The 21,362-nt window shown below is 39.3% G+C and carries 24 protein-coding genes; 22 read left to right on the top strand and 2 right to left on the bottom strand.

Features of this window, described 5'->3' with window-relative positions:
• Nucleotides 1-84 precede the first annotated feature (84 nt).
• Both BUF11_RS18605 and BUF11_RS18600 read left to right on the top strand, forming a co-directional pair.
• Nucleotides 85-420: a hypothetical protein gene (locus BUF11_RS18605; RefSeq protein WP_139243455.1), complete on the top strand. Its 336-nt coding sequence runs from the start codon at nt 85-87 to the stop codon at nt 418-420.
• A gap of 339 nt (nt 421-759) precedes the next feature.
• Nucleotides 760-2,580: a leucine-rich repeat protein gene (locus tag BUF11_RS18600; protein WP_073590364.1), complete on the top strand. Its 1,821-nt coding sequence runs from the start codon at nt 760-762 to the stop codon at nt 2,578-2,580.
• On the opposite strand, the gene BUF11_RS18595 is transcribed toward BUF11_RS18600, so the two are convergent.
• The gene (locus BUF11_RS18595) at nt 2,567-3,355 is read right to left on the bottom strand and encodes a shikimate dehydrogenase family protein (protein ID WP_073590363.1); all 789 of its coding nucleotides are present in this window, start codon (nt 3,353-3,355) and stop codon (nt 2,567-2,569) included. The genes BUF11_RS18600 and BUF11_RS18595 overlap by 14 nt on opposite strands.
• Nucleotides 3,356-3,527: 172 nt before the next feature.
• Here BUF11_RS18595 and spoIIIAA point away from each other — a divergent pair, with 172 nt between their 5' ends.
• From spoIIIAA to BUF11_RS18495, 20 genes are all read left to right on the top strand, one after another.
• Nucleotides 3,528-4,481: a stage III sporulation protein AA gene (gene spoIIIAA, locus BUF11_RS18590; protein ID WP_073590362.1), complete on the top strand. Its 954-nt coding sequence runs from the start codon at nt 3,528-3,530 to the stop codon at nt 4,479-4,481.
• Nucleotides 4,482-4,499: 18 nt separating this feature from the next.
• Nucleotides 4,500-5,030: a stage III sporulation protein AB gene (locus tag BUF11_RS18585; protein ID WP_073590361.1), complete on the top strand. Its 531-nt coding sequence runs from the start codon at nt 4,500-4,502 to the stop codon at nt 5,028-5,030.
• 19 nt (nt 5,031-5,049) lie between these two features.
• A complete protein-coding gene (spoIIIAC, locus tag BUF11_RS18580) occupies nt 5,050-5,244 on the top strand; it encodes a stage III sporulation protein AC (protein ID WP_033167787.1) in 195 nt (64 codons plus the stop codon).
• A gap of 15 nt (nt 5,245-5,259) precedes the next feature.
• On the top strand, nt 5,260-5,643 hold the full coding sequence (locus BUF11_RS18575) for a SpoIIIAC/SpoIIIAD family protein (RefSeq protein WP_073590360.1): 384 nt from the start codon (nt 5,260-5,262) through the stop codon (nt 5,641-5,643).
• Nucleotides 5,644-5,673: 30 nt separating this feature from the next.
• Complete coding sequence (locus BUF11_RS18570; protein WP_073590359.1) at nt 5,674-6,804, top strand: stage III sporulation protein AE; 1,131 nt, start codon at nt 5,674-5,676, stop codon at nt 6,802-6,804.
• Between the two features lie 11 nt (nt 6,805-6,815).
• Nucleotides 6,816-7,454, top strand: coding sequence for a stage III sporulation protein AF (locus BUF11_RS18565; protein WP_073590358.1), 639 nt, complete (start codon nt 6,816-6,818; stop codon nt 7,452-7,454).
• Nucleotides 7,455-7,569: 115 nt separating this feature from the next.
• Entirely contained in the window at nt 7,570-8,166 is a 597-nt protein-coding gene (locus tag BUF11_RS18560) for a hypothetical protein (RefSeq protein WP_073590441.1), read from the top strand.
• Nucleotides 8,167-8,187: 21 nt separating this feature from the next.
• Nucleotides 8,188-9,018: a SpoIIIAH-like family protein gene (locus tag BUF11_RS18555; protein ID WP_073590357.1), complete on the top strand. Its 831-nt coding sequence runs from the start codon at nt 8,188-8,190 to the stop codon at nt 9,016-9,018.
• A gap of 288 nt (nt 9,019-9,306) precedes the next feature.
• Nucleotides 9,307-9,693, top strand: a complete 387-nt coding sequence (locus BUF11_RS18550) for an Asp23/Gls24 family envelope stress response protein (protein WP_073590356.1) — start codon at nt 9,307-9,309, stop codon at nt 9,691-9,693.
• 99 nt (nt 9,694-9,792) lie between these two features.
• Entirely contained in the window at nt 9,793-10,197 is a 405-nt protein-coding gene (gene nusB / locus BUF11_RS18545; protein ID WP_073590355.1) for a transcription antitermination factor NusB, read from the top strand.
• A gap of 48 nt (nt 10,198-10,245) precedes the next feature.
• Complete coding sequence (gene xseA / locus BUF11_RS18540) at nt 10,246-11,454, top strand: exodeoxyribonuclease VII large subunit (protein WP_073590354.1); 1,209 nt, start codon at nt 10,246-10,248, stop codon at nt 11,452-11,454.
• Between the two features lie 22 nt (nt 11,455-11,476).
• A complete protein-coding gene (xseB, locus tag BUF11_RS18535) occupies nt 11,477-11,677 on the top strand; it encodes an exodeoxyribonuclease VII small subunit (protein WP_073590353.1) in 201 nt (66 codons plus the stop codon).
• Nucleotides 11,678-11,751: 74 nt separating this feature from the next.
• The gene (locus BUF11_RS18530) at nt 11,752-12,651 is read left to right on the top strand and encodes a polyprenyl synthetase family protein (RefSeq protein WP_073590352.1); all 900 of its coding nucleotides are present in this window, start codon (nt 11,752-11,754) and stop codon (nt 12,649-12,651) included.
• A 55-nt stretch (nt 12,652-12,706) separates the two neighbouring features.
• Nucleotides 12,707-14,614, top strand: a complete 1,908-nt coding sequence (gene dxs / locus BUF11_RS18525; protein ID WP_073590351.1) for a 1-deoxy-D-xylulose-5-phosphate synthase — start codon at nt 12,707-12,709, stop codon at nt 14,612-14,614.
• Between the two features lie 24 nt (nt 14,615-14,638).
• Nucleotides 14,639-15,454 (top strand): TlyA family RNA methyltransferase, encoded by an 816-nt coding sequence (locus tag BUF11_RS18520; RefSeq protein ID WP_073590350.1) that lies wholly within the window; start codon nt 14,639-14,641, stop codon nt 15,452-15,454.
• A 148-nt stretch (nt 15,455-15,602) separates the two neighbouring features.
• Complete coding sequence (locus tag BUF11_RS18515; RefSeq protein ID WP_073590349.1) at nt 15,603-16,475, top strand: NAD(+)/NADH kinase; 873 nt, start codon at nt 15,603-15,605, stop codon at nt 16,473-16,475.
• Nucleotides 16,472-16,933 carry an arginine repressor gene (argR, locus tag BUF11_RS18510; protein ID WP_073590348.1) on the top strand — a complete coding sequence of 154 codons (462 nt, stop codon included), beginning with the start codon at nt 16,472-16,474 and terminating at the stop codon, nt 16,931-16,933. Before BUF11_RS18515 ends, argR begins: the two co-directional genes overlap by 4 nt.
• Nucleotides 16,934-17,050: 117 nt before the next feature.
• Nucleotides 17,051-17,779, top strand: coding sequence for a YebC/PmpR family DNA-binding transcriptional regulator (locus BUF11_RS18505; protein WP_073590347.1), 729 nt, complete (start codon nt 17,051-17,053; stop codon nt 17,777-17,779).
• A gap of 169 nt (nt 17,780-17,948) precedes the next feature.
• Nucleotides 17,949-18,377: a tyrosine-type recombinase/integrase gene (locus tag BUF11_RS18500; protein ID WP_073590346.1), complete on the top strand. Its 429-nt coding sequence runs from the start codon at nt 17,949-17,951 to the stop codon at nt 18,375-18,377.
• 494 nt (nt 18,378-18,871) lie between these two features.
• The gene (locus BUF11_RS18495; RefSeq protein WP_073590345.1) at nt 18,872-19,639 is read left to right on the top strand and encodes a class I SAM-dependent methyltransferase; all 768 of its coding nucleotides are present in this window, start codon (nt 18,872-18,874) and stop codon (nt 19,637-19,639) included.
• Nucleotides 19,640-19,887: 248 nt separating this feature from the next.
• On the opposite strand, the gene BUF11_RS18490 is transcribed toward BUF11_RS18495, so the two are convergent.
• Nucleotides 19,888-20,667, bottom strand: a complete 780-nt coding sequence (locus BUF11_RS18490; protein WP_073590344.1) for a DeoR/GlpR family DNA-binding transcription regulator — start codon at nt 20,665-20,667, stop codon at nt 19,888-19,890.
• Nucleotides 20,668-21,362 lie beyond the last annotated feature (695 nt).

Raw genomic sequence — 21,362 nt, 5'->3', positions numbered from 1 at the left:
AGGAAAGTCATGGAGCGTCTTATTATTATGTATTATCACAAGAAAATAAAGATAAGAGAATTGGAGTTTAATAAGGAGGTTTATATGGTAATAAAGATAGTCTACACACTTTTGGTGGGGGCATATAGTATTTTATTGTTACTGTCAGCTATAAAGGAATTGAGGGAAAAGAACACGGATTCCGGAAATAAATTGATTTTCATCGGAAGCATACTGCTATTCTTTAGCATACTGCCTGTTTGGGTGGTTGATTTTGGCGCATATTTCTTTGTACTTTTGGCAGGATTAGTTATCATACATACAGGAGCGCTGATGAATGGTTATAAGTTATATGGAAGACCCCACTTTCAGCATCATATAGTCAGGTTAGTGTTCACGGTTGTTATATTGGCAGGTTTTTATAGCATTGCAGGGGTGTAGCATATGAGGTATTTTACAAGAGAATATATTAAAAATTCCCAAAACATAATACAGGATGGAATATTTACAATTGATAACAGGACCGGGGTAAAGGATTAACACTTAAATATATGGGAGAAAAATAATTGGACATAGATAAGATTAAAAGTCACGAGCAAAAAATTCTGGAGGAAGGAATGAAACTAAATAATGGGGATATCCAGATAATTGAGAAGTTTGCACAGAATAGAAATTTTCCAGTACAAGACTAATGAATAAACCAATCCTCTTCTGTTATAATATTGCCAGAATATTATTAGGGTATCCAGAAGGTTTCTCCGGTACCCGGTGGGAGAGAGAATGAAAAAAAGTATACAGGTCTATATTCTGGTGTTTGTAAGTATGTTCCTTTTAGCATTAATCGTTAAACCGGTACATATAAAAGCAGCCGTGTCAAAGGACGGGAACTGGGAATATTGGCAGGATGACGGAAGGACCTACATAAGCCCCAAGAGTGACAAGGTTAAAAAAGGGGCAGTAACCATACCGTCAAAGGTAGACGGACATACTATCACAGCAATTGGAGGCTATGCTTTCTGGGACTGTACGGAGCTGACAGGAATAACCATGCCTGATACGGTGACAATGATTGACAGCCAGGCCTTTCGAAACTGTGAAAACCTGAAAAGTATTTCCCTGTCAAAAAATCTTCAACTTATCGCTGATCATGCCTTTCATGCATGTACAAGCCTGACACATATTGAACTTCCCGATTCATTGACCTGCATAAGCACGGGAGCTTTTGACTATTGTGAAAACCTGGAAGAAGTGAAAATCCCGGGCAAGATAAAAATTCTCTATGACGGCATTTTTGGTTCCTGTTATTCACTTAAGAAAGTAATAATACCAAATTCCGTCACGGTTATTGAGGAGAATGTATTTTTCGAGTGCAAGGCCCTTGAAAGTATCAGCCTGCCCTCTTCGTTAAAAAGCATAGGGGAAGGAGCTTTTTCGAGATGTGAGGCACTAAAGACCATTAAGCTGCCGGAGTCTGTGACCTCTATTGGAGAAGATGTCTTTTCGCAATGCAGCTCCTTAAAGAGCATTACAATTCCTTCTAAGATTAAGACTATCAGCGATTCTCTCTTTTACGATTGCAGCAGCCTGACTGATGTTAAACTGCCGGAAAAGCTTAAAGGGATTGAAAAGGGTGCTTTTTCCCAATGTACCGGCCTGACCCATATTGATTTACCGGAGTCCCTTGGATACATTATGAATTATGCTTTTCTGGGGTGTACAGCGCTAAAGAGCATTGAGCTGCCAAAGAATCTCCATGCGGTTTACGGTTCGGCCTTTTGCGGCTGTATAAGCCTGGAGTCTGTAAAGGCACCTGGAATAACCGCTGTTATGAAAAATACTTTCTATAATTGCAAGTCCCTGACTTCCATAACTCTGCCGGATAATCTTAAGTATATAGAAGAGGATGCGTTTTGGGGATGCGATAGGCTGACGGTGGTTTTCTGCGGAAAGAAAAATAAGCTGGTGAGGCGTTATGAGTTCCGAAACGATCAGATAAGCTTTATTGACCCGGCAGAAGATTTGGATAGGGATGCGGTAAAGAAGCTTTTTTTAGATAATAGTAAAATACCGGATAACATGAAGGCAAGTAATTCAGGATATGACAGTATAAAGCTGTCGTGGGAATTTGTAGGAGATGCTTCCGGATATCAGATATACCGCGCGGCCTCTCTTGGCGGGAAGTATAATTGCATAAAAAACACGGCATCAACAGAGTACGTCAATACCGGTCTGCTTTCAGGAAATACGTATTATTATAAGGTAAGAGCCTTTAAATACATGGGTTCCATCAAGGTGCTGGGAAACTTTACGGAACCTGTAAGTGCGGTTCCCGTATTGGCAGCACCGGCAAATCTTAAAACCGCCGCCTATGGTGGTAACGGAGTGAAAATTTCCTGGAATAAGACAGGGGGTGCCTCCGGTTATCAGATATATGCGGCAGCCTCACAAAACGGACCGTATAAATGGCTGAAGACCACACCAAATTCATACTATGTATATTCCGGTAAGAAAAAGGGAAGCACCCTGTATTTTCAGGTGCGGGGCATCCGCTATGCCGGTGAAAAGAAGCTCTACAGCCGGTTTTCCGTTACGGCTGGCTAAGCTCCTTCATCATTTCTGCATAGATGTCCAAGGTGGCACTATCGGGAATGGAGGTATCCAGGAATATTTCAGCAGCCTGCTTTGCCTGGGCTATGAGCATTTCAAGACCATTTATGGCAGGAAGGCCAAGGCTTTCTGCCTGTAATAAAAGCTTTGTTTTCAAAGGGTTGTAGATAATGTCTACAACTCCTTTCAAATTGGTATAGGGTGCAAGGTCCATGGGGGAGGCTTCTGTGTTTGGATACATGCCTACGGGACTTGTATTTATAATATAGGAAACATCCCGGTGGCTTTTCAGAGCTTCCTCATAGGTGATGCAGTCTGTATCTTCTCTGTACTTAACAATTATAATTTCAGAGGCGCCCAGATAGGAAAGTACGGCAAGTACAGCTTTGGCAGCACCGCCGTTGCCAAGAACAAAGACCTTCTTACCTTTTACCTCCATATGATGATGTTTAAGAGTATATAAAAATCCATAAAAATCGGTGTTATAGCCATGTAACTGTCCGCTGCGGTTCACAATGGTATTGACGGCACCGATTTTTTTGGCATGTTCATCTATTTCCGACAGATAAGGAATCACATCACTTTTATAGGGAATTGTAACGTTGATAGCCTTAAAATCCTTCTTTTCCATAAAATCTGCAAATTCACCTCTTGAAACAGGTCTTATTTCATAGCTGTAATTTTTGATCTCATGATAGCGAACCAGTTTTTCGTGAATGGGCTTTGAGAAGCTGTGCCCTAATTTTTCTCCGATTAATCCGTATTCCATAGCAGCCTCCTTATATTATCCATTAGGATAATATATAAAATTCTATTTTGCAAGTTAAAATATAAGGTCATAAATTTAAGAGGGGGACATATATTGTTTTAAAGGAGGAGGACGAGTACCGAATGACTGGTAGGAGAGCTATCAGGATATTCTGTTTCGGGAAAGATGAGCAATGAATAAAAAAGAAGAACTTCTAAAGATCTTTTCCATAAAGCTTAGGAACATACTGGCGAAGGCAGAATTGGATTATGGACTTTTGCAGGAAATCAGGCTTAGAGTGGATGCTCCTTTGCTTATTGTTTATGACAATAAGGAATATTTTCTAACAGAACAGTCAGAGCTGTCAGTAAACGGTAAGAACAGCTACCTGTTAACCAAAAACGAATTAAAGGAGACAATGGAATATATCAGTAACTATTCGTTGTATGCCTTTGAAGAAGAACTAAAGCAGGGGTTTATTACTATAACAGGCGGACACAGGGTAGGGATTGCCGGAAAAGCAGTATTGGAAGAAAACAGGGTAAAGAGCATTAAGCATATATCCTTTATCAACATACGTCTGTCCCATCAGATTAAAGGATGTGCGTCGAAGGTAATTCCCCTCATTATGGAGAAGGGAAGCTGCCTTCATACTCTTATTATTTCTCCGCCCTGCTGCGGTAAAACCACTCTCCTAAGGGATATTATAAGGCTGATATCAGATGGCGGAGAGGGAAGGCCCGGCCTTACCGTAGGAGTTGTGGATGAAAGGTCTGAAATCGGAGCCTGTTATATGGGGGTACCGCAGAATGATCTTGGTATCCGTACGGATGTACTTGACTGCTGCCCTAAGGCAAAGGGAATGCTAATGTTAATCCGTGCCATGTCTCCCAGAGTAATTGCAGTGGACGAGGTTGGTTCTAAGGAAGACATTGAAGCCATAGAATATGTCATAAACTGCGGATGTAAGCTTATCGCAACCGTACATGGCAACTCCCTTTTGGATGTCAAGGGAAAACCGCTGCTAAGGAAATTAATTGAAGATAAGCTCTTTGAGCGGTATATCCTGTTAAGTAATAAAGGAAGTGTGGGACACCTGGAAGAGATTTACGACAAAGACGGTAATAGGATTTATAACATAACGTAAGAAGAAAGGAGGCTTTTTATGATTATAACCTTTATCAAAATGTTGGGCTGTGTGCTGATACTTATCTCCTCGGCAGGAATGGGAATGTATTTTAGCGGTGAATTAAAGGGCAGGATTCGGGATTTGAAGGAGCTAAGAAGAATAGTAACCCTTTTGCGCGGGGATATCCGTTATGCCAATTCACCGCTGCCAGAAGCAGTACAAGCCCTTTCGGTAAGGCATGACGGCAAGTATAAAAAATTCCTGCAGTCCGCTGCAGAGAGGTTGAATGAGTTTGGAGGTGTTTCCTTTTGTGATATCTGGAAAGAGGCAGTACACAAAGGGCTTGGGGATACCTCTCTTAGCAAGAAGGACATTGTAAACCTGTCACAGTTTGGTGAGAATATGGGGTATCTGGACAAGGAAATGCAATTAAATACCATTGATTTATACCTATCGCAGATAGAAGAGGAGATAAAGGAGCTTTCAAAGAGTGTCAAGGAAAAGACCTATATGTATAACACCCTTGGTATTCTTGGAGGAATCTTTTTAACAATTATAATGCTTTAAGTTTTACAAGGAGGATAACATGGACATCAACCTGATATTTAAAATTGCTGCGGTAGGAATCCTGGTCTCTGTATTAAATCAGATACTAAAGCAATCAGGAAGGGATGAGCAGGCTTTTTTAACTACCCTGGCGGGGCTCATCCTTGTTCTGTTCTGGATCGTACCTTATATCTCGGACTTATTTAAGACCATACAAAATTTGTTTACATTATAAGAAAGGGAGAACGGGATGTTACAAATTGCCATAGTTGGAATCAGTGTGGTACTGCTCGCAATTATATTTAAAAATTACAAATCCGAATATTCAGTGTACATCAGCCTTGCGGGCTGTATTCTGATTTTTTACTTAGGATTCAGCAAGTTAGAGCTTATCATCAGCACCATAAAAAAAATTCAGGCATACATAAACCTAAACGAATCCTACTTAGGCATTTTGATAAAGATTATTGGCATAACTTATATTGCGGAATTCTCTGCAGACCTCTGCAAAGATTTTGGACATACTGCCGTGGCAAATCAAATTGAACTCGTAGGAAAGCTGACCATATTAGCTACAGGGATGCCTATTTTACTAGCCCTCTTAGATACCATCAATAAATTCCTCACCGCTTAAGTAAAAAGTTACCGTAAGGAAGGAGGCACTATGAAAAAAACATTCCTATGTATGATATTCGTATTGCTGTTATTGGCAGTGCCTAAGGTAAGAGCCCTGGCAGCATCTGATAACCAGCTGCAGGGGGGAGAGGATATTGATTTCAGTCAGATTCAGTCGGCAATAGATGAAGCTTTGTCAGCAGACAATGATTTTGATTTTATGGACTATGTGAACGATTTGGTATCAGGCAAAAGAACTTTTTCCATAACCGGAATTCTGGATGATCTAAAGCTGGCGGTAACAAATGAGGTAAAGAATAATATAAATACTTTCACAGGGCTTATATCTATTGCAGTTATAGCAGCGATTTTTACGAATTTTTCCTATGCCTTTCAGAATATGCAGGTGGCGGACACCGGATTTTATGTTGCTTATCTTCTATTGTTTTCTATTTTGACCGGTTCTTTTATTACCGCCTCTTCTATGGCGGCTGATGCACTTTCTTCACTGCTTGAATTAATGAAAGCGCTGGTTCCCTCTTATTTCATGGCAGTGGCCTTTTGCAGCGGGGCAGGAACCTCTATGGTGTACTATCAGATAACCTTGTTTTTAATAACCTTTGTGGATGTATTGCTGATTAAAATAATTATTCCTATGATTAATATCTATCTGGTAATTTCCATGGCAAATAATCTTTCAAAAGAGGACGTTCTTTCAAAGCTGACAGAATTAATGGAAACCTTAATGAGCTGGGGACTGAAAACACTGGTAGGTGTTGTAGTGGGCTTTAATGCTGTACAGGGACTTATAACACCGGTATCGGACAAGATGAAAAAATCTTTGGTATTTAAGGCGGCGGAAGCAATTCCCGGAGTAGGCGATATATTTGGCGGCGTGGCAGAAAGTGTTCTGGGAGCCGGAGTGCTGTTAAAAAATGCAATTGGTGTTGCTGGGATTGTAGTTATTGTTATTCTGTGTGCAGTGCCGATTATCAAACTGGCTGTTTTGACATTAATATATAAGGTCAGCAGTGCAGCGGTCCAGCCGATTTCGGACAAGCGTATGTTAAAGTGTATTTCTGCTTCTGCCGATGCCTGCATGTTTCTTTTGCAGACTGTTATCGTAGGAGCTGTTCTCTTTATTATTACCATAGCCATAGTTGCGGCCACTACTACATAGAAAGGAAGAGTATGCATTATATTTATTCCTGGGTAAAGGATATTATTATTTTTATGGTGCTCATCAGTGTAATGACAAATCTGATGGGAAAGAGTTCCTATAAGAAATATATCAATCTCATATCAGGTATCATTTTGGTTATCCTTGTGATATCTCCGTTTCTTAAGGTATTTCAGCTTAATAATACACTGGATTATTACTTTACTACTAATTCACTGGTAGCGGAAGCGGGAGATGCTCTTGATATGGAAGAAAAATTCAGTGACACACAAGCAAAGCAGAGGGAAACTATATTTGCACAGGTGAAAGAGAAAATAAAAACCAAGGTAAAGGAACTCTTAGAGGGAGAAGATATTGAGGTTAAAAGTATAAAAATTACGTTAGAAGAGGATGAGTCAAGCAGCAGCTATGGTGATCTGAAAGAGCTTGATATAACGGGAGTATACGGCAAAAAGGAAAAAGAAAAGGAGGACAAGGAGAAGGTTAAGATTGACCAGGTAGTAATTGACAGTATCAGCATTGAAAAAGAAAAGGAGGACAAGGAGGTTAGCAGAAATTTCTTGTCCCCGGTTGAAATCAAAGCAAAAAAAGTTTTGTCGGACTTCTATAATTTAAAGGCTGATAATATAAATATTAGTATACAGGAGTAATACCTCCCTATACTAAGAATGTTTCAGAAGGTACCAGTTAATAAGCACCCGGACGGGGGCTGCCTCATAAATGCAAAATTGCCGGCTTGTTTGCAATATGCATGGAAGACAGAATATGGAAAAAGAAAAGAAGAAAATTACATTAAAGGAAATTGGACCTGCAAGGCTTGTAATGCTGCTAATGGCAGGAATATTCCTAGTGTTATTGTCAATTCCCAATCTACCATCATCTGATAAAAAATCCAAAGAACCTTCCACTAACAGTAATAAAACTGTGAATCAGGCATCTGCCACAACGAATGATGAAACAAAGCTTTATGTTACAGACCTTGAGAGCCGCTTAAAATCCGTATTGATGAAAGTAGACGGTATCGGAGCAGTGGAGGTTATGATAACCCTAAGAGACGCTAGGGAGACTGTAGTATTAAAGGATAGGCCATATACCAAGGAAAGCGTGAATGAAGTTGACGGGGAGGGCGGAAGCAGGAACAGTAATAAAACAGAACAAAGTGATACCACCATTCTGGTAGAGGGAAGTGACGGAGTTAAAAAGCCCTATGTCCTAAAGGAGATTGAACCTGAGGTGGAAGGTATCCTTGTGATAGCTCAGGGCGGCGGCCAGGCTGTCATCCAAAGTGAAATAATAGAAGCTGTACAGGTATTATTTGGCGTTCCGCCACATAAAGTTAAAGTAATGAAAATGAATTCATAAAGATTCTTCAAGGAGGTTAGCATGAAAAACTTATTCAGGAAAAATAATATCATTATTGCAGCATTGGCAATCATGATAATAATTGCCGGGTATCTGAACTTTAGCAGCAAAAATGACCCTATAAAAACCGGCGATACAAATGACTATGATACTATGGAATCTACAATGGGAGACGATATATCGGACAGTGATATTTTATCCTTGGATGACCAGGGAAATGTATTGCCGGAATCTGCACTGGATTTATCAAGCACCGGTGATGCCACAAAAGATCAGACGGCAGACAGTTCAAAAGACAGTGCCACATCAAAGGATACGGCGTCCACAGACAGCACAAAGGATACCGCTGACAATAAAGATGCAGCTAACACTGTAGCAAGTGATGACAAGAATACAGCGGACACTGGTAAGGACACTACGCAAAAGGCAGATTCCAAAGATGATAAAGAAACCAGCACGCCAGGAGAAGCTGTTTTGGTAAGTACAACAACGACTGCTGATTATTTTGCCTCTTCCAGACTAAAAAGAGAGCAATGGAGATCAAAATATGAACAGAACTATAATGATATCATTATTAATGAAAGCGTGAGCGAAGAAACGAAGCAGATCGCCCTTAATGCACTTTTGAAATTAAACAAGGTTAAAGAAGCAGAAAATGCGTCAGAGACATTACTGGAAGCGAAAGGTTTTAGCGATGCACTGGTATTTATGCAGGATAAGAGAGTGGATGTGGTTATAAATGCCGAAAAGGTAACAGAGCAGGATCTTGCACAGATTATGGATATCGTAAAAGCCGAAACCGGTATGAAAGCAACCCAGATCCATGTTAATCCAACAATAGCAAATGAATAATATTGTTATTTTTGTAAGTTACATAAAAAGAGCAAAAAGCAGCCGGGATGTTTGCGGCTGCTTTTTGCTCTTTTTCATAAGGGTGTTTGCTGACAGATAATCTAAGACAAAGGCATGAAATCAAAATACTTGTTAATAATAGAAAAAAGCAGATTTAAAGGGCATCACAAGCCCTGGAAGAAAAGATGTATAAAATCCTTTGCAAATAGGTATATTTTTGGTATAATACCTGATATAGGGATTGTTTGTATGTGAAGGCATTTGCCATAGACTTAGGAGGTAATAGAGTTGGTCAAAGAAGAAAATAGAAACACTTATCAGATACATGCGGACAGTAATGTCGGAGAAGTTCAGATAGCAGATGAAGTAGTTGCCACCATAGCAGCCCTGGCTGCAACAGAGGTAGAGGGAGTGGCAGCCATGAGCGGGAATGCAACAAGGGAATTGATAAGCAAGCTTGGTATGAAGGGCTATTCCAAAGGCGTTAAGATAGAGGTCAATACAGACTCTGTAGCTGTGGATTTATCCCTTACCTTAAGTTATGGTTACAGTATTCCGGAGACTTCCAGACAGGTTCAGGAAAAAGTAAAAACAGCCATTGAAAACATGACCGGATTATCCGTATCGGAAGTAAACGTAAGGATTTCCGATGTGAATATCGATAAGAATAAATAAGTAAAACGAATAGTGTTAATCCTATGCAGCCCTTAGATATATCCTATTTAAGGGTTGTTTATGCGTTAATGCTTAAGTACTGAGAAAGGTTGGTTAGGGATGAATAGAAGAGAAATAAGGGAGCATTTGTTCCGTATGTTGTTTAGAAAAGACTTTCATGAAGAAGGCGAAATGACGGAGCAGATGAATTTATATCTGGAATCCCTGGAGGAGCCAAAGGAAGAGGACATGGGGTATTTAAGGAATCGTTTTTCACAAATGCTTTCTAAGATTCCTGAGATTGATGCCATATTAAGTGAAATCTCCAGTGGCTGGAAATTAAACCGTATGGGCAAGGTGGATCTTACCATATTAAGACTTGCCGTATATGAAATCAAATTTGATGAGGAAGTACCAACCAAAGTTGCAATCAATGAAGCAGTAGAAATTGCAAAGCTCTTTGGAGGAGATTCTTCGGGAGCCTTTGTAAACGGTGTTCTTGCGAAACTGGCAAGAGAAGAATAGAAGCTAGGCAGTACCGCAAGCGAGCTTGCGATATGCACGGGAGTCAGCATGAGTAATGTTTATACGGTAACACAGGTTAATACCTATATAAAAAACCTCTTTGTACGGGATTATAATCTTGGGAACATCTATGTGAAAGGGGAAGTATCCAACTGCAAATACCATACCTCAGGACACATTTATTTTACCTTAAAAGACGTGACCGGACAGATAGCCTGCGTTATGTTTGCAGGACAGCGAGGCGGGCTTAAATTCACTCTAAAGGAAGGTCAGAGTGTAATTGCCCTGGGAGCGGTTAATGTGTATGAGAGGGATGGTAAATACCAGCTCTATGCCAAGGAAATCATTGAAGAAGGCTTAGGGCTCCTTTATCAGAAATACGAGCAGTTAAAAGAGTCTCTGGAAAAGGAAGGCTTATTCCTTAGCGAGCACAAGAAAAAAATACCGGCTTATCCGGTATCCGTAGGAATTGTTACTGCCAAAACAGGTGCAGCAATTCAGGATATTATCAATATCGCAAAAAGGCGTAATCCCTACATTCAATTATACTTATATCCTGCCCTTGTTCAGGGGGAAGGCGCTGCAGAGACAGTTGTGGCAGGTATCAAGGCATTCGAAAAACAAAAGGTTGATACCATAATAGTTGGACGTGGCGGAGGTTCTATTGAGGATCTTTGGGCCTTTAATGAAGAAATCGTGGCCAGGGCAATATACCAGTGCAGTATACCGATCATATCTGCCGTGGGGCATGAAACGGATGTCACCATAGCGGATTTTGCAGCGGATCTAAGAGCTCCGACCCCTTCTGCGGCAGCAGAACTGGCAGTCCCTGATATCCGGGCAATTCTTTATGAACTGGACAAAGCAAAAATCACGCTGAACCGGAATATGGAAGTCAGGGTGTCTCTTTGCCGTAAGGAAATAGAAAGCATTACCTTACGGTTGGAGCATTTAAGTCCTATATACCAGATAAGGCAGAAACGCCAGCTTTTAATGGATACGGAACAGTCACTAAACCAATTGCTTCATAATAAGATAATAAAAAAGCGGCATATGCTGGAGCTTTACATAGAAAAGCTGGAAGGGCTTTCTCCGGTCAAAAAGTTAAATAAAGGCTATGCCCTGGTAGTAAATGAGCAGGAAAAAATCGTGAACAGTATCGAAAAAACAACCCCGGGGGAACAGCTTAGAATCAGTGTAACCGATGGGGATATCTTAGCAGAAGTTACAAAATTAACTAAGGTTGCAAGAACCTGATTTTTGATAGAAAGAGGCAGGTATGAAGGAAAAAGAAAACAATCTGGAACAATCCTTTCTTGAATTAAATGAAATCATAAAAAAACTGGAATCAGAGGATATTTCCCTGGAAGATTCCTTTTCTTTGTATCAGGAAGGTATAAAGCTGTTAAAAAGCTGTAATGACTCTATTGACAAAGTGGAAAAGCAGCTCATAATCCTGGGAGAAACCAGTGAGGCTTAAAGCCAATATAATTTGAACCAGTACGGCTTACTTTAAGAGTATACGAGAGATTGCCGGGGAGGAAGAAAGGATCAATGGAAACAGAAGTATTTAACGGATTACGCCAGGAAAAAAAAGAATATATTGATAGTGTTATCAAAGGATTTCTGCCAATGGGAGAAGAGCCCCAGAGTAAAATATACGAAGCCATGAATTACAGCATACTGGCAGGCGGAAAACGTTTAAGACCTATGTTCATGCTTGCTGCCTTCGAGATGTTTGGCGGCAGTGAGAAAGAGATAATAGAGCCTTTTTTGGCAGCCATTGAGATGATACACACCTATTCCCTGGTACATGATGACCTGCCTGCTATGGATAATGACGAATACAGAAGGGGAAGAAAGACTACCCATGCTGTATTTGGGGAAGCTCTTGGCATCCTGGCTGGAGATGCCTTGTTAAATTACGCCTTTGAAACAGCCTGTCTTGCCTTTGGGAAGAACAGGCATATAGAAAGGATTGCATCAAGCATGGCAGTATTGGCGAAAAAATCCGGCATTTATGGCATGCTTGGAGGTCAGGTGGTTGACATGGAAGGCTTTTTAAAGGAAGCCAGAAAAGAGCAGCTTGATTATATGTACCGGTTAAAAACAGGAGCCTTATTGGAAGCCTCTCTTATGATTGGCACCATTTTAGCGGGCGGTACGTTAGAAGAAGTGAAGAAAATGGAGCAGCTTGCAGATAATATAGGGCTTGCTTTTCAGATACAGGATGATATTCTGGATGTGACCTCAACGGTAGAGATTTTAGGAAAACCTATTTTAAGTGATGAAAAAAACAATAAGATTACCTATGTGAATCTATTGGGATTAGAAGAAAGCCGCAGGGAAACCGAAAAGCTTACCAGGGAAGGTCTAAGTGTATTAAAAGATCTTGGCAGAGATTCAGAATTTCTGGAAGCTCTTTTAATCAGCTTAATTGACCGTAAGAGTTAAGACGGATGCCTCTAGAAAGCCAGAAGCAGATAATAAATGAAACGAAGGTGAATCAGTGTCAGGAATACTTGACCTCATTAATGAGGCAAATGATATAAAAAAGGTAAAGCCATCGGATTATAACAGGTTGGCAGGTGAAATCAGGGAGTTTATAATTGAAAATATCAGTAAGACCGGAGGGCATCTTGCATCAAATCTGGGAACGGTGGAGCTTACCATGGCCTTACACCTGTATCTGGATTTTCCGGAGGATAAGCTGGTGTGGGATGTCGGGCATCAGGCCTATACCCATAAATTGCTCACAGGAAGAAAGAAGGATTTTGCCAGCCTCCGTACTTTTGAAGGCTTAAGCGGTTTTCCCAAGAGAAAAGAAAGCAATTGCGACTGCTTTGATACAGGACACAGTTCTACCTCCCTTTCAGCGGCCATGGGGCTTGTGAGAGCAAGGGATTTAAAGGGTACTGATGAAAAAGTTGTAGCGGTAATAGGAGACGGGGCACTTTCCGGCGGAATGGCTTTTGAGGCTTTAAACAATGCTGCTGAACTAAAATCCAATCTGATTATCATATTAAACGATAATAAAATGTCCATTTCTGAAAATGTTGGAGGAATGGCAAATTATCTCGGTAAGCTTCGAACCGGGGATAAGTATATTAATTTAAAACAGATCATTGAGAAGGCGCTTAATAATGTGCCGGGTATCGGGCATATTATCGCCGATAAAGTCAGAAAATCAAAGGACTCTATCAAGCGTTTGGTAATACCGGGGATGCTCTTTGAAGATATGGGATTAACTTATATCGGGCCTATTGACGGACATAACCTGAATGAGCTTCAGATGGCGTTAGCCAGTGCTTCCAAGGCAAAGAAAGCGGTTATTATCCATGCTATTACCAAAAAAGGCAGAGGATATAAGCCTGCGGAAAAGAATCCCAGCTATTTTCATGGTGTGGATGCCTTTGATGTAAAGACGGGAAAAAACAGTAAGGTGAAGAAAGGTATCACATATACTGAGATTTTTTCTGATACCATGCTGGAATTAGGGGAGATGCACAAGGACCTTGTTGCAATCACAGCAGCTATGCCAAGCGGTACGGGTTTAAATAAATTCAAGCAGAAATATCCTGAGCGTTTCTTTGATGTAGGAATAGCAGAAGAGCATGCAGTAACTTTTGCGGCAGGTTTGGCATTAGGCGGCATGAAGCCCGTTGTGGCAGTGTATTCCACCTTTTTGCAAAGGGCGTATGACCAGATAGTCCATGATGTATGTCTTAGTTCCCTGCCGGTGATATTTGCTATAGACAGGGCCGGAATTGTTGGAAATGACGGAGAGACCCATCAGGGAATCTTTGATGTGTCCTTCTTATCCCATATTCCATCCCTTACCCTAATGGCTCCGAAAAATGCCGTGGAGCTTATAGAGATGCTCCATTTTGCTTATGCTTACAACGGGCCTGTTGCTGTCCGTTATCCTAGAGGAAGGGCATACGAGGGACTGTCAGAGTTTCAGGCACCTATCGTATATGGCAAGAGTGAAGTTATCTATCAGAGCAACACAGCAGGGAAGAAGAAAAATACCCAGAAAAACAGAATCCTTTTGCTTGCAGCAGGCAGCATGGTCGAAGCAGGGGCGCAGATACATGATATACTGGTAAGTGAAGGAAGAGAAGTGACCCTTGTAAATATCCGTTTTATAAAGCCGATGGATACTGCGTTGTTAAAAGAAATGGCAGCCGGTCACGGCATATGGGTGACGCTGGAGGAAAATGTCCAAAGAGGCAGTTACGGAGAAGGCGTTGCCTCCTACCTGTTTGAGCAAAACTTAAGAGATATCAGGTTATTAAATATTACGCTGCCGAATCAGTTCATAGAGCAGGGAGATGTAAGTGTTTTAAAAGAAAAGCTTGGCTTTGACACGGCTTCTTTGACAAAGCGCATAAAGGATTTCATCTCTCATTCATAAAACAGCAGGCAGGAGGAAAAATTGGTGAAAGAACGTTTGGATATTTTATTAGTCAAGAGAAATCTGGCAGAATCCAGAGAGAAAGCCAAGGCAATCATTATGTCCGGCAATGTGTTTGTAGACGGAAGCAGAGAAGATAAGGCAGGTGCATCTTTTCCGGAAACCGTAAATATAGAAGTAAAAGGGCAGAACCTTAAATATGTCAGCAGGGGCGGCTTAAAGTTAGAAAAAGCCATAGCAAGCTACAAATTGGAGCTTACAGGGAAACTGTGCATGGATGTCGGTTCCTCTACGGGAGGTTTTACAGACTGCATGCTTCAAAACGGAGCCCTAAAGGTATATGCTGTGGATGTCGGTACCAATCAGCTTGCCTGGAAATTAAGGCAGGATGAGCGGGTAGTAACCATGGAAAAGACAAACATCCGGTATGTAACAAAAGAGGACATTGGGGAAGAGATGGACTTTATTTCCATTGATGTTGCCTTCATATCACTGACCTTAGTACTGGAACCGGTAAAAAACCTTCTAAAAGAGGGAGGCGAAATAGTATGTCTTGTAAAACCCCAGTTTGAGGCTGGCAGGGAGAAGGTAGGGAAAAAAGGAGTAGTGAGGGAAAAAAGTGTTCATAAGGAAGTAATCATAAAAGTGATAGATTATGCAAAATCCATCGGATTTACTATCTTGAATCTGGACTATTCCCCCATTAAAGGACCGGAAGGCAATATCGAGTACCTGCTGCACCTTAAAAAGCCGTTGGAATCCGGTCCTTTAGAGGATTCGACCGGTGAGGACTTAATTGATGAAATAGTTGAAAAATCACATAATACTTTAAACTTGTAAATGATGGGGCTTTATGTTACAATGAATATATCATTGTATAAATAACCATAACAATGTAAATACAGGAGTAGTGTGAAAAATAAAAAACATTTTTCACTTTCTATTTAAGCAGTATCGCAGGCGGCCTGCGAAATGCATAGGAGTTTTCATGAACAAATTTTGTCTGATAACCAATCGTAATAAGGATGCGGATTTAGAGCTGACCAACGAGATAATAAAATATATGACACTGCATCAGAAGGATTGTGTGTGCATTGACAGAGAAGAAAACTATGAGAAAAACGGCAGCTCTGCCATAAAGGATAAGATAGGAAAAGACACAGACTGTATCCTCGTATTAGGAGGTGACGGAACAATTATTCAGGCAGCTGACATTGTCTGCAGTTTAGAAGTACCCATCCTTGGAATCAACCTCGGAACCTTGGGCTTTCTTGCAGACATTGAGAGAAACCAAGTATGGACGGCTCTTGACAGCCTGTTTGCAGATAATTATTCTATTGAAGAAAGAATTATGCTTCGCGGAGTTTTGATAAATAACCAGGAACAAGAAGATCTTGGCGTTGCACTGAACGATATCGTGATATCCAGAAGTAATTTTTCTAAGATTATCAATATCAGTATTTACATCAATGATGAGCTTGCAGACAGTTACCGCGGTGATGGAGTTATTGTATCTACGCCGACCGGCTCTACCGGCTATAGTCTCTCTTCGGGAGGTCCTGTTGTAAAACCGGATGCAGACATACTGGTGTTAAGCCCTATTTGTCCGCATACCCTTGGAGCAAGAAGCATTGTAATATCACCGAATGATTCTGTTAGAATACAGATAAATGAAAATAAAGTTTCAAACCAGGAAGGCGCTGTTGCTGTATTGGACGGTAAGTTAGTAAAGGAATTGACCGCCGGGGACAGCATTCGTATAGCAAAGGCATCAGAAAAAACCAGGATGGTTAAGGTTAATCATGTGGAATTTTTTGAGGTCTTAAGAAAAAAAATCGGACAAGGCGGAGAAAAGAGATGAAAGTTGGCAGGCAAAGTAAGATAATAGAGCTCATTAATAAATATGATATCGAAACACAGGAAGATCTTGCGGACCTTTTAACCCAGGCAGGTTATAATGTTACCCAGGCAACCATTTCCAGGGATATCAGAGAGTTAAAGCTTACGAAAGTAGCCATAGATGATGGCAGGCAGAAATACATTGTGTTAAACAATACAGAAACAGGCATGAGCGATAAATTTGTAAGGGTGCTAAGAGAAGGCTTTGTTTCAATGGATATGGCGCAGAATATTATTGTGGTTAAAACCGTATCCGGCATGGCAATGGCTGTAGCAGCTGCTTTGGATGCGCTTCATATCCCTGGAATTATGGGCTGCATAGCGGGCGATGATACCCTGATGTGTGTCATAAAGACTACAGAGGAAACTATCTTAGTAATGGAGAAGTTAAATAAACTTATTAATTCCAAAACCTTGTAAAGAGAAGCTAACCATGGTAAAATAAATCAAAAAGAAGAAAAAAAGCATCAGTCTGTAAAAAGGAGCCGTTTTTTGCGGCCTTTTTTGGGTCTGGAAACAGGTAAAAGGAGATGTATTATGTCAGGACATTCTAAATTTGCGAATATAAAGCATAAAAAAGAGAAAAATGATTCTACAAAAGGTAAGATATTTACAAAACTGGGCAGGGAAATTGCAGTTGCCGTAAAAGAAGGCGGTTCGGATCCCAATGCCAACAGCCGCTTAAAGGATATTATAGCCAAAGCAAAGGCTAACAATATGCCCAATGATACAATAGACAGAAGTATTAAGAAGGCAGCAGGAGATGCTAACTCTGTAAATTACGAGTTTGTAGCTTATGAAGGTTATGGTCCTAACGGTACTGCTATTATCGTTGAAGCTTTAACAGATAATAAAAACCGTACAGCCTCTAATGTAAGAAATGCATTTACCAAAGGGAACGGCAATGTAGGAACGCCTGGCTGTGTATCCTTTATGTTTGATAAAAGAGGACAGATTATTATCGACAAAGAAGAGTATGATAAAGATGCAGATGAGTTAATGATGCTTGCCTTAGATGCCGGAGCATCGGATTTTAACGAAGAAGAGGACAGCTTTGAGATACTTACGGAAGAAGACAACTTCAGTGCTGTAAGAGAAACTCTTGAAAATGCCGGAATTCCCATGGCACAAGCTGAAGTCACCATGATTCCTCAGACCTGGGTAGAGCTTACTGATGAACAGGATATCAAGATGATGAACCGCACCCTTGATTTACTCGATGAAGATGATGATGTACAGGAAGTATATCATAACTGGGATGAGTAAGATGTTATTTCAGTAAAATCAGTGTTTACAGCGTTTTATAACAGAGTTTTTGGCGGTGTTTTAACAGATTTTCTTAACCAGTTAAGATATACTGTCACTTTTCCATAATTCAAAAGGGCATACATCTTTCACTCCTGTATATCGTAACAGATAGAGGAGTGATTTTTTTATGTTTAATAATGAGATATTACAAGAATTTATATTTGATTGCAGAATGAGAAAGCTGTCAGAAAAAACTGTAAAAGGTTATAACAATAATAATCTGGCTCTATTCCGTTTTATCTCGAATGAATACGGCATTGAGGAACTTGAGGAGACGAACCATATAACAATAAGAGGTTACATCGAGTTTCTGACGAATAAAGGACTTTCAGAGACATATATAAATAGTCAGATAAAGTGTTTTAAGGCTTATTTCAGTTACTGTATACAAGAAAGATACATTAACAGAAACCCTATAGATAAGGTAAAGAAACAGAAAGAAGCTATTCCTCTGATAATCACTTTCAATGATGATGAAGTGAAAAGGATGATAAAGTTTTATACTGACTCTTCTAATGTTCATTGTTTCCAGATTGTTGGGACACTCAAAAAATGACGTTACAAAGAGATACCTACAATCAATGGAGAGAGACACTGCTTCTAGGGGCAAAGAATAGTCCATTAACTAACGTATAGACATGAGAAAGCTTCCAGTGTTCTCAATAGCTCTACTCAAAAGTATCTTAGCTTTTATAAACGAAAGTTTACAGAAATGACAGTAGTTCCTTGTAATGGTATCATTCATATAATATACCAATTAATACCTAAATAGTGTCTAGAATACTAACTTTACCAGAACCCACCAACGGTGGGAAGCCCTCTCCAGAAAGCACCCGTCTTGCGTGTTAAACATATACACAATGGATTTTAGCTTTCGGGGGTAATTATCTTCTAATTGAAAACATCTGGAACTTATTGTATAATGAGGTAAATGTTATTTTGCTGTAGTTTACATTTATAAATTAAGATTGTGTATGTGTAATGGCAATAAATCAGAATTTGTCGAACTGCTTTTGAACTGCGGATTATATATATTAGGAGTTGATTAAAATGGATTTACGTTTTACATTTAATGAAGATGTATTAAATTATGATAGAATGCGCCCAACCTATGTTAAAGAATTATATGAAGATATTATACAATTTTCGAACTTGGATAGTAAAAAAAATGCTCTTGAAATAGGTATCGGAACAGGGCAGGCTACACTGCCTTTTTTAAGCACGGGGTGTAAACTTACAGCAGTTGAGCTCGGCGAAGATATGGCTGAGTTTACAAAAGAAAAATTCGCCAAATTCCACAATTTTGATGTCATACATAGCGATTTTGAAAATGTTAATCTTAAGAACGATAATTATGATTTAATTTACTCTGCGACAGCTTTCCATTGGATCCCTCAAGAAGTCGGTTATAGTAAAGTCCTTAACTTTTTGAAAAGCGGTGGCGTTATGGCCTTGTTTTGGAATCACCCCTCACGAACCGAAAATGAACTTGATTTTGCAATGCAAGAAGTCTACAATAAATACAGGTCAATCTATAATTCTACAGTTCACAAATTCAGCGAAGAAAAATGCTTGGAAATCGCAGAAACAATAAGGAAATACGGGTTTGTTGATGTTGAGTATAAATTATATCACCAAACAAGATTCTTTGACGCTCCTCAATATATGTCACTTCTTAATACCTACTCTGACCACAGAGCAAGGCAAGAGGAGACTCGCATTTTAATTGAAAGTGAATTGTCAAATGCAATAAATAATTTCGGCGGTAAAATTGATATAAAAGATACGATAGATTTATATTTAGCAAGGAAACCATAACACCCACTAATAAGAATACTCCACAGCATGACAAATTTCAATTTGTAGAGTTGGGTTGTATCACAATCTTCATTATCACTTTTATCCCTTTACCGTAGACCATGGAAGTTATCCGTAAACCTTGTGTAACATTCTTCATATCTATCCCTTTAGTATATCATAACTGACAGATATGCTGGAGGGATATTTTTATGCTCTTTTGTTACTTAAATTGAGAGTAGCCAGGTCCAATTTTATAGAAGTGCATTTTAAACCATAATCAGTTTAATTCCTAATTTATTAATATAGTCAATCCATCCATCAGACAAGGCTGAATCAGTGACAATCATCTGAAAGTCGGACAAATCTGCAAAAAAGGAAGATTTGACAACACCGAATTTGGAAGAGTCGGCAAGAAGTATTTTTTCCACGGCGGACTGCATAATTGCACTTTTGGTGGGGACTTCATAATTTGCGGCACATGTGATGCCAAGTTTTTCATGAATACCGGCGGCAGAGACAAAAACTTTGGTGGCGCGGATAGATTTAATGAGTAATATTCCTTCTCTGGATTCAAACATCTGGGTATTGTGGTGAAAATATCCGCCAGGTACGATGATTTTAATGTTTTCTTTGTCAACCAGGCTGTTTAAAATGTTAATATTAAAACATAATATGGTTGCATGCAATGAATCATTAATGTTCATTGCCAACTTTTCTGTTGTAGAACCAGTATCAATAATAACTACATCCTCTTCATTAATTAACGAGGCGGCAAAATTACCGATACGAGATTTTTCTGAATCTTTTGTGATTTTAGCATTGGAGAGAGAGTATGGGTTCTCTATAACTTCCGTATCGCTGGATGGATTATAGATAGCGGCACCATATACGTTATTAATAATATGTCTGGATTCTAAGATGGACAGATCTCGACGAATGGTCATCTCGGACACTCTAAATTGAGCGGCTAATTCTTTTACGGTTGCACCGTTCTTTTCTCTTACAATTGTGGCTATTTGATTTAGTCGGTCAAGTTTCTTACTCATATGCTCTCCTTGCTTATATACTAACAAAATAGTGATGAATAATGAAGTATAACATACTTACTAAAGTATAGCATTTTGTCTTGAATAATTAAAGGGATTTAAGAATAAAAATACAAGTTAACTCTACAATTTTTTTCAGGGATTTTGCCTGTCAATTGGAAGTTTACATAAGTTCTTTCATGATTTGTTATGTATCCGGTAGTCCATTTATGACTTATTTCAAAGAGTTGGAGGTCATGCTTATGGATTATAAGGAATAGTTGTAAATTGTTGGCGTTTTTTAGATAAAAAAATGTAATAAAATAACATATTGAAATGTTCGTACTATAACATTTTGAAATTGAATTGTATTTTTATTCTAAAATGATAAAAGAAACAATATAACTATTGTGCAATATATCTATACAGCATACCACAAAATGGTATAATTTAAACAAATGTTAAAGAAAGAACAAAAATATCGTTGATTCTATTGTGCAATTGTGATACAATAATAACAAATAAAAGTTACGGTGAAGATATATTTTAATTTACATTACATAGACGAAAGGTACTTTATTTGTAACCATTCCGTCACTCTATATAATGAAGAGCGTTTTTTAATAAAATTTTGCAATCTCCTTACAGTCTGAAAAGAATTCTTTAAGAAAAATCAGGTAGTATTTAACAGTTATGAATTTTCCCTTGTTTTTGAG

This window comes from Anaerocolumna xylanovorans DSM 12503, from assembly GCF_900143645.1.
Taxonomy (GTDB): Bacteria; Bacillota; Clostridia; order Lachnospirales; family Lachnospiraceae; genus Anaerocolumna; species Anaerocolumna xylanovorans.
The sequence above is the reverse complement of the archived record's forward strand: the minus strand, read 5'-3'. Positions and strand labels throughout refer to the sequence as shown.

Bases quoted from the DNA above. Each gene is read 5' to 3' on its own strand.
- BUF11_RS18605 (WP_139243455.1), top strand. From the start codon at position 85: ATGGTAATAAAGATAGTCTACACACTTTTGGTGGGGGCATATAGTATT.
- BUF11_RS18600 (WP_073590364.1), top strand. From the start codon at position 760: ATGAAAAAAAGTATACAGGTCTATATTCTGGTGTTTGTAAGTATGTTC.
- BUF11_RS18595 (WP_073590363.1), bottom strand. From the start codon at position 3,355: ATGGAATACGGATTAATCGGAGAAAAATTAGGGCACAGCTTCTCAAAG.
- spoIIIAA (WP_073590362.1), top strand. From the start codon at position 3,528: ATGAATAAAAAAGAAGAACTTCTAAAGATCTTTTCCATAAAGCTTAGG.
- BUF11_RS18585 (WP_073590361.1), top strand. From the start codon at position 4,500: ATGATTATAACCTTTATCAAAATGTTGGGCTGTGTGCTGATACTTATC.
- spoIIIAC (WP_033167787.1), top strand. From the start codon at position 5,050: ATGGACATCAACCTGATATTTAAAATTGCTGCGGTAGGAATCCTGGTC.
- BUF11_RS18575 (WP_073590360.1), top strand. From the start codon at position 5,260: ATGTTACAAATTGCCATAGTTGGAATCAGTGTGGTACTGCTCGCAATT.
- BUF11_RS18570 (WP_073590359.1), top strand. From the start codon at position 5,674: ATGAAAAAAACATTCCTATGTATGATATTCGTATTGCTGTTATTGGCA.
- BUF11_RS18565 (WP_073590358.1), top strand. From the start codon at position 6,816: ATGCATTATATTTATTCCTGGGTAAAGGATATTATTATTTTTATGGTG.
- BUF11_RS18560 (WP_073590441.1), top strand. From the start codon at position 7,570: ATGGAAAAAGAAAAGAAGAAAATTACATTAAAGGAAATTGGACCTGCA.
- BUF11_RS18555 (WP_073590357.1), top strand. From the start codon at position 8,188: ATGAAAAACTTATTCAGGAAAAATAATATCATTATTGCAGCATTGGCA.
- nusB (WP_073590355.1), top strand. From the start codon at position 9,793: ATGAATAGAAGAGAAATAAGGGAGCATTTGTTCCGTATGTTGTTTAGA.
- xseA (WP_073590354.1), top strand. From the start codon at position 10,246: ATGAGTAATGTTTATACGGTAACACAGGTTAATACCTATATAAAAAAC.
- xseB (WP_073590353.1), top strand. From the start codon at position 11,477: ATGAAGGAAAAAGAAAACAATCTGGAACAATCCTTTCTTGAATTAAAT.
- BUF11_RS18530 (WP_073590352.1), top strand. From the start codon at position 11,752: ATGGAAACAGAAGTATTTAACGGATTACGCCAGGAAAAAAAAGAATAT.
- BUF11_RS18515 (WP_073590349.1), top strand. From the start codon at position 15,603: ATGAACAAATTTTGTCTGATAACCAATCGTAATAAGGATGCGGATTTA.
- argR (WP_073590348.1), top strand. From the start codon at position 16,472: ATGAAAGTTGGCAGGCAAAGTAAGATAATAGAGCTCATTAATAAATAT.
- BUF11_RS18505 (WP_073590347.1), top strand. From the start codon at position 17,051: ATGTCAGGACATTCTAAATTTGCGAATATAAAGCATAAAAAAGAGAAA.
- BUF11_RS18500 (WP_073590346.1), top strand. From the start codon at position 17,949: ATGTTTAATAATGAGATATTACAAGAATTTATATTTGATTGCAGAATG.
- BUF11_RS18495 (WP_073590345.1), top strand. From the start codon at position 18,872: ATGGATTTACGTTTTACATTTAATGAAGATGTATTAAATTATGATAGA.
- BUF11_RS18490 (WP_073590344.1), bottom strand. From the start codon at position 20,667: ATGAGTAAGAAACTTGACCGACTAAATCAAATAGCCACAATTGTAAGA.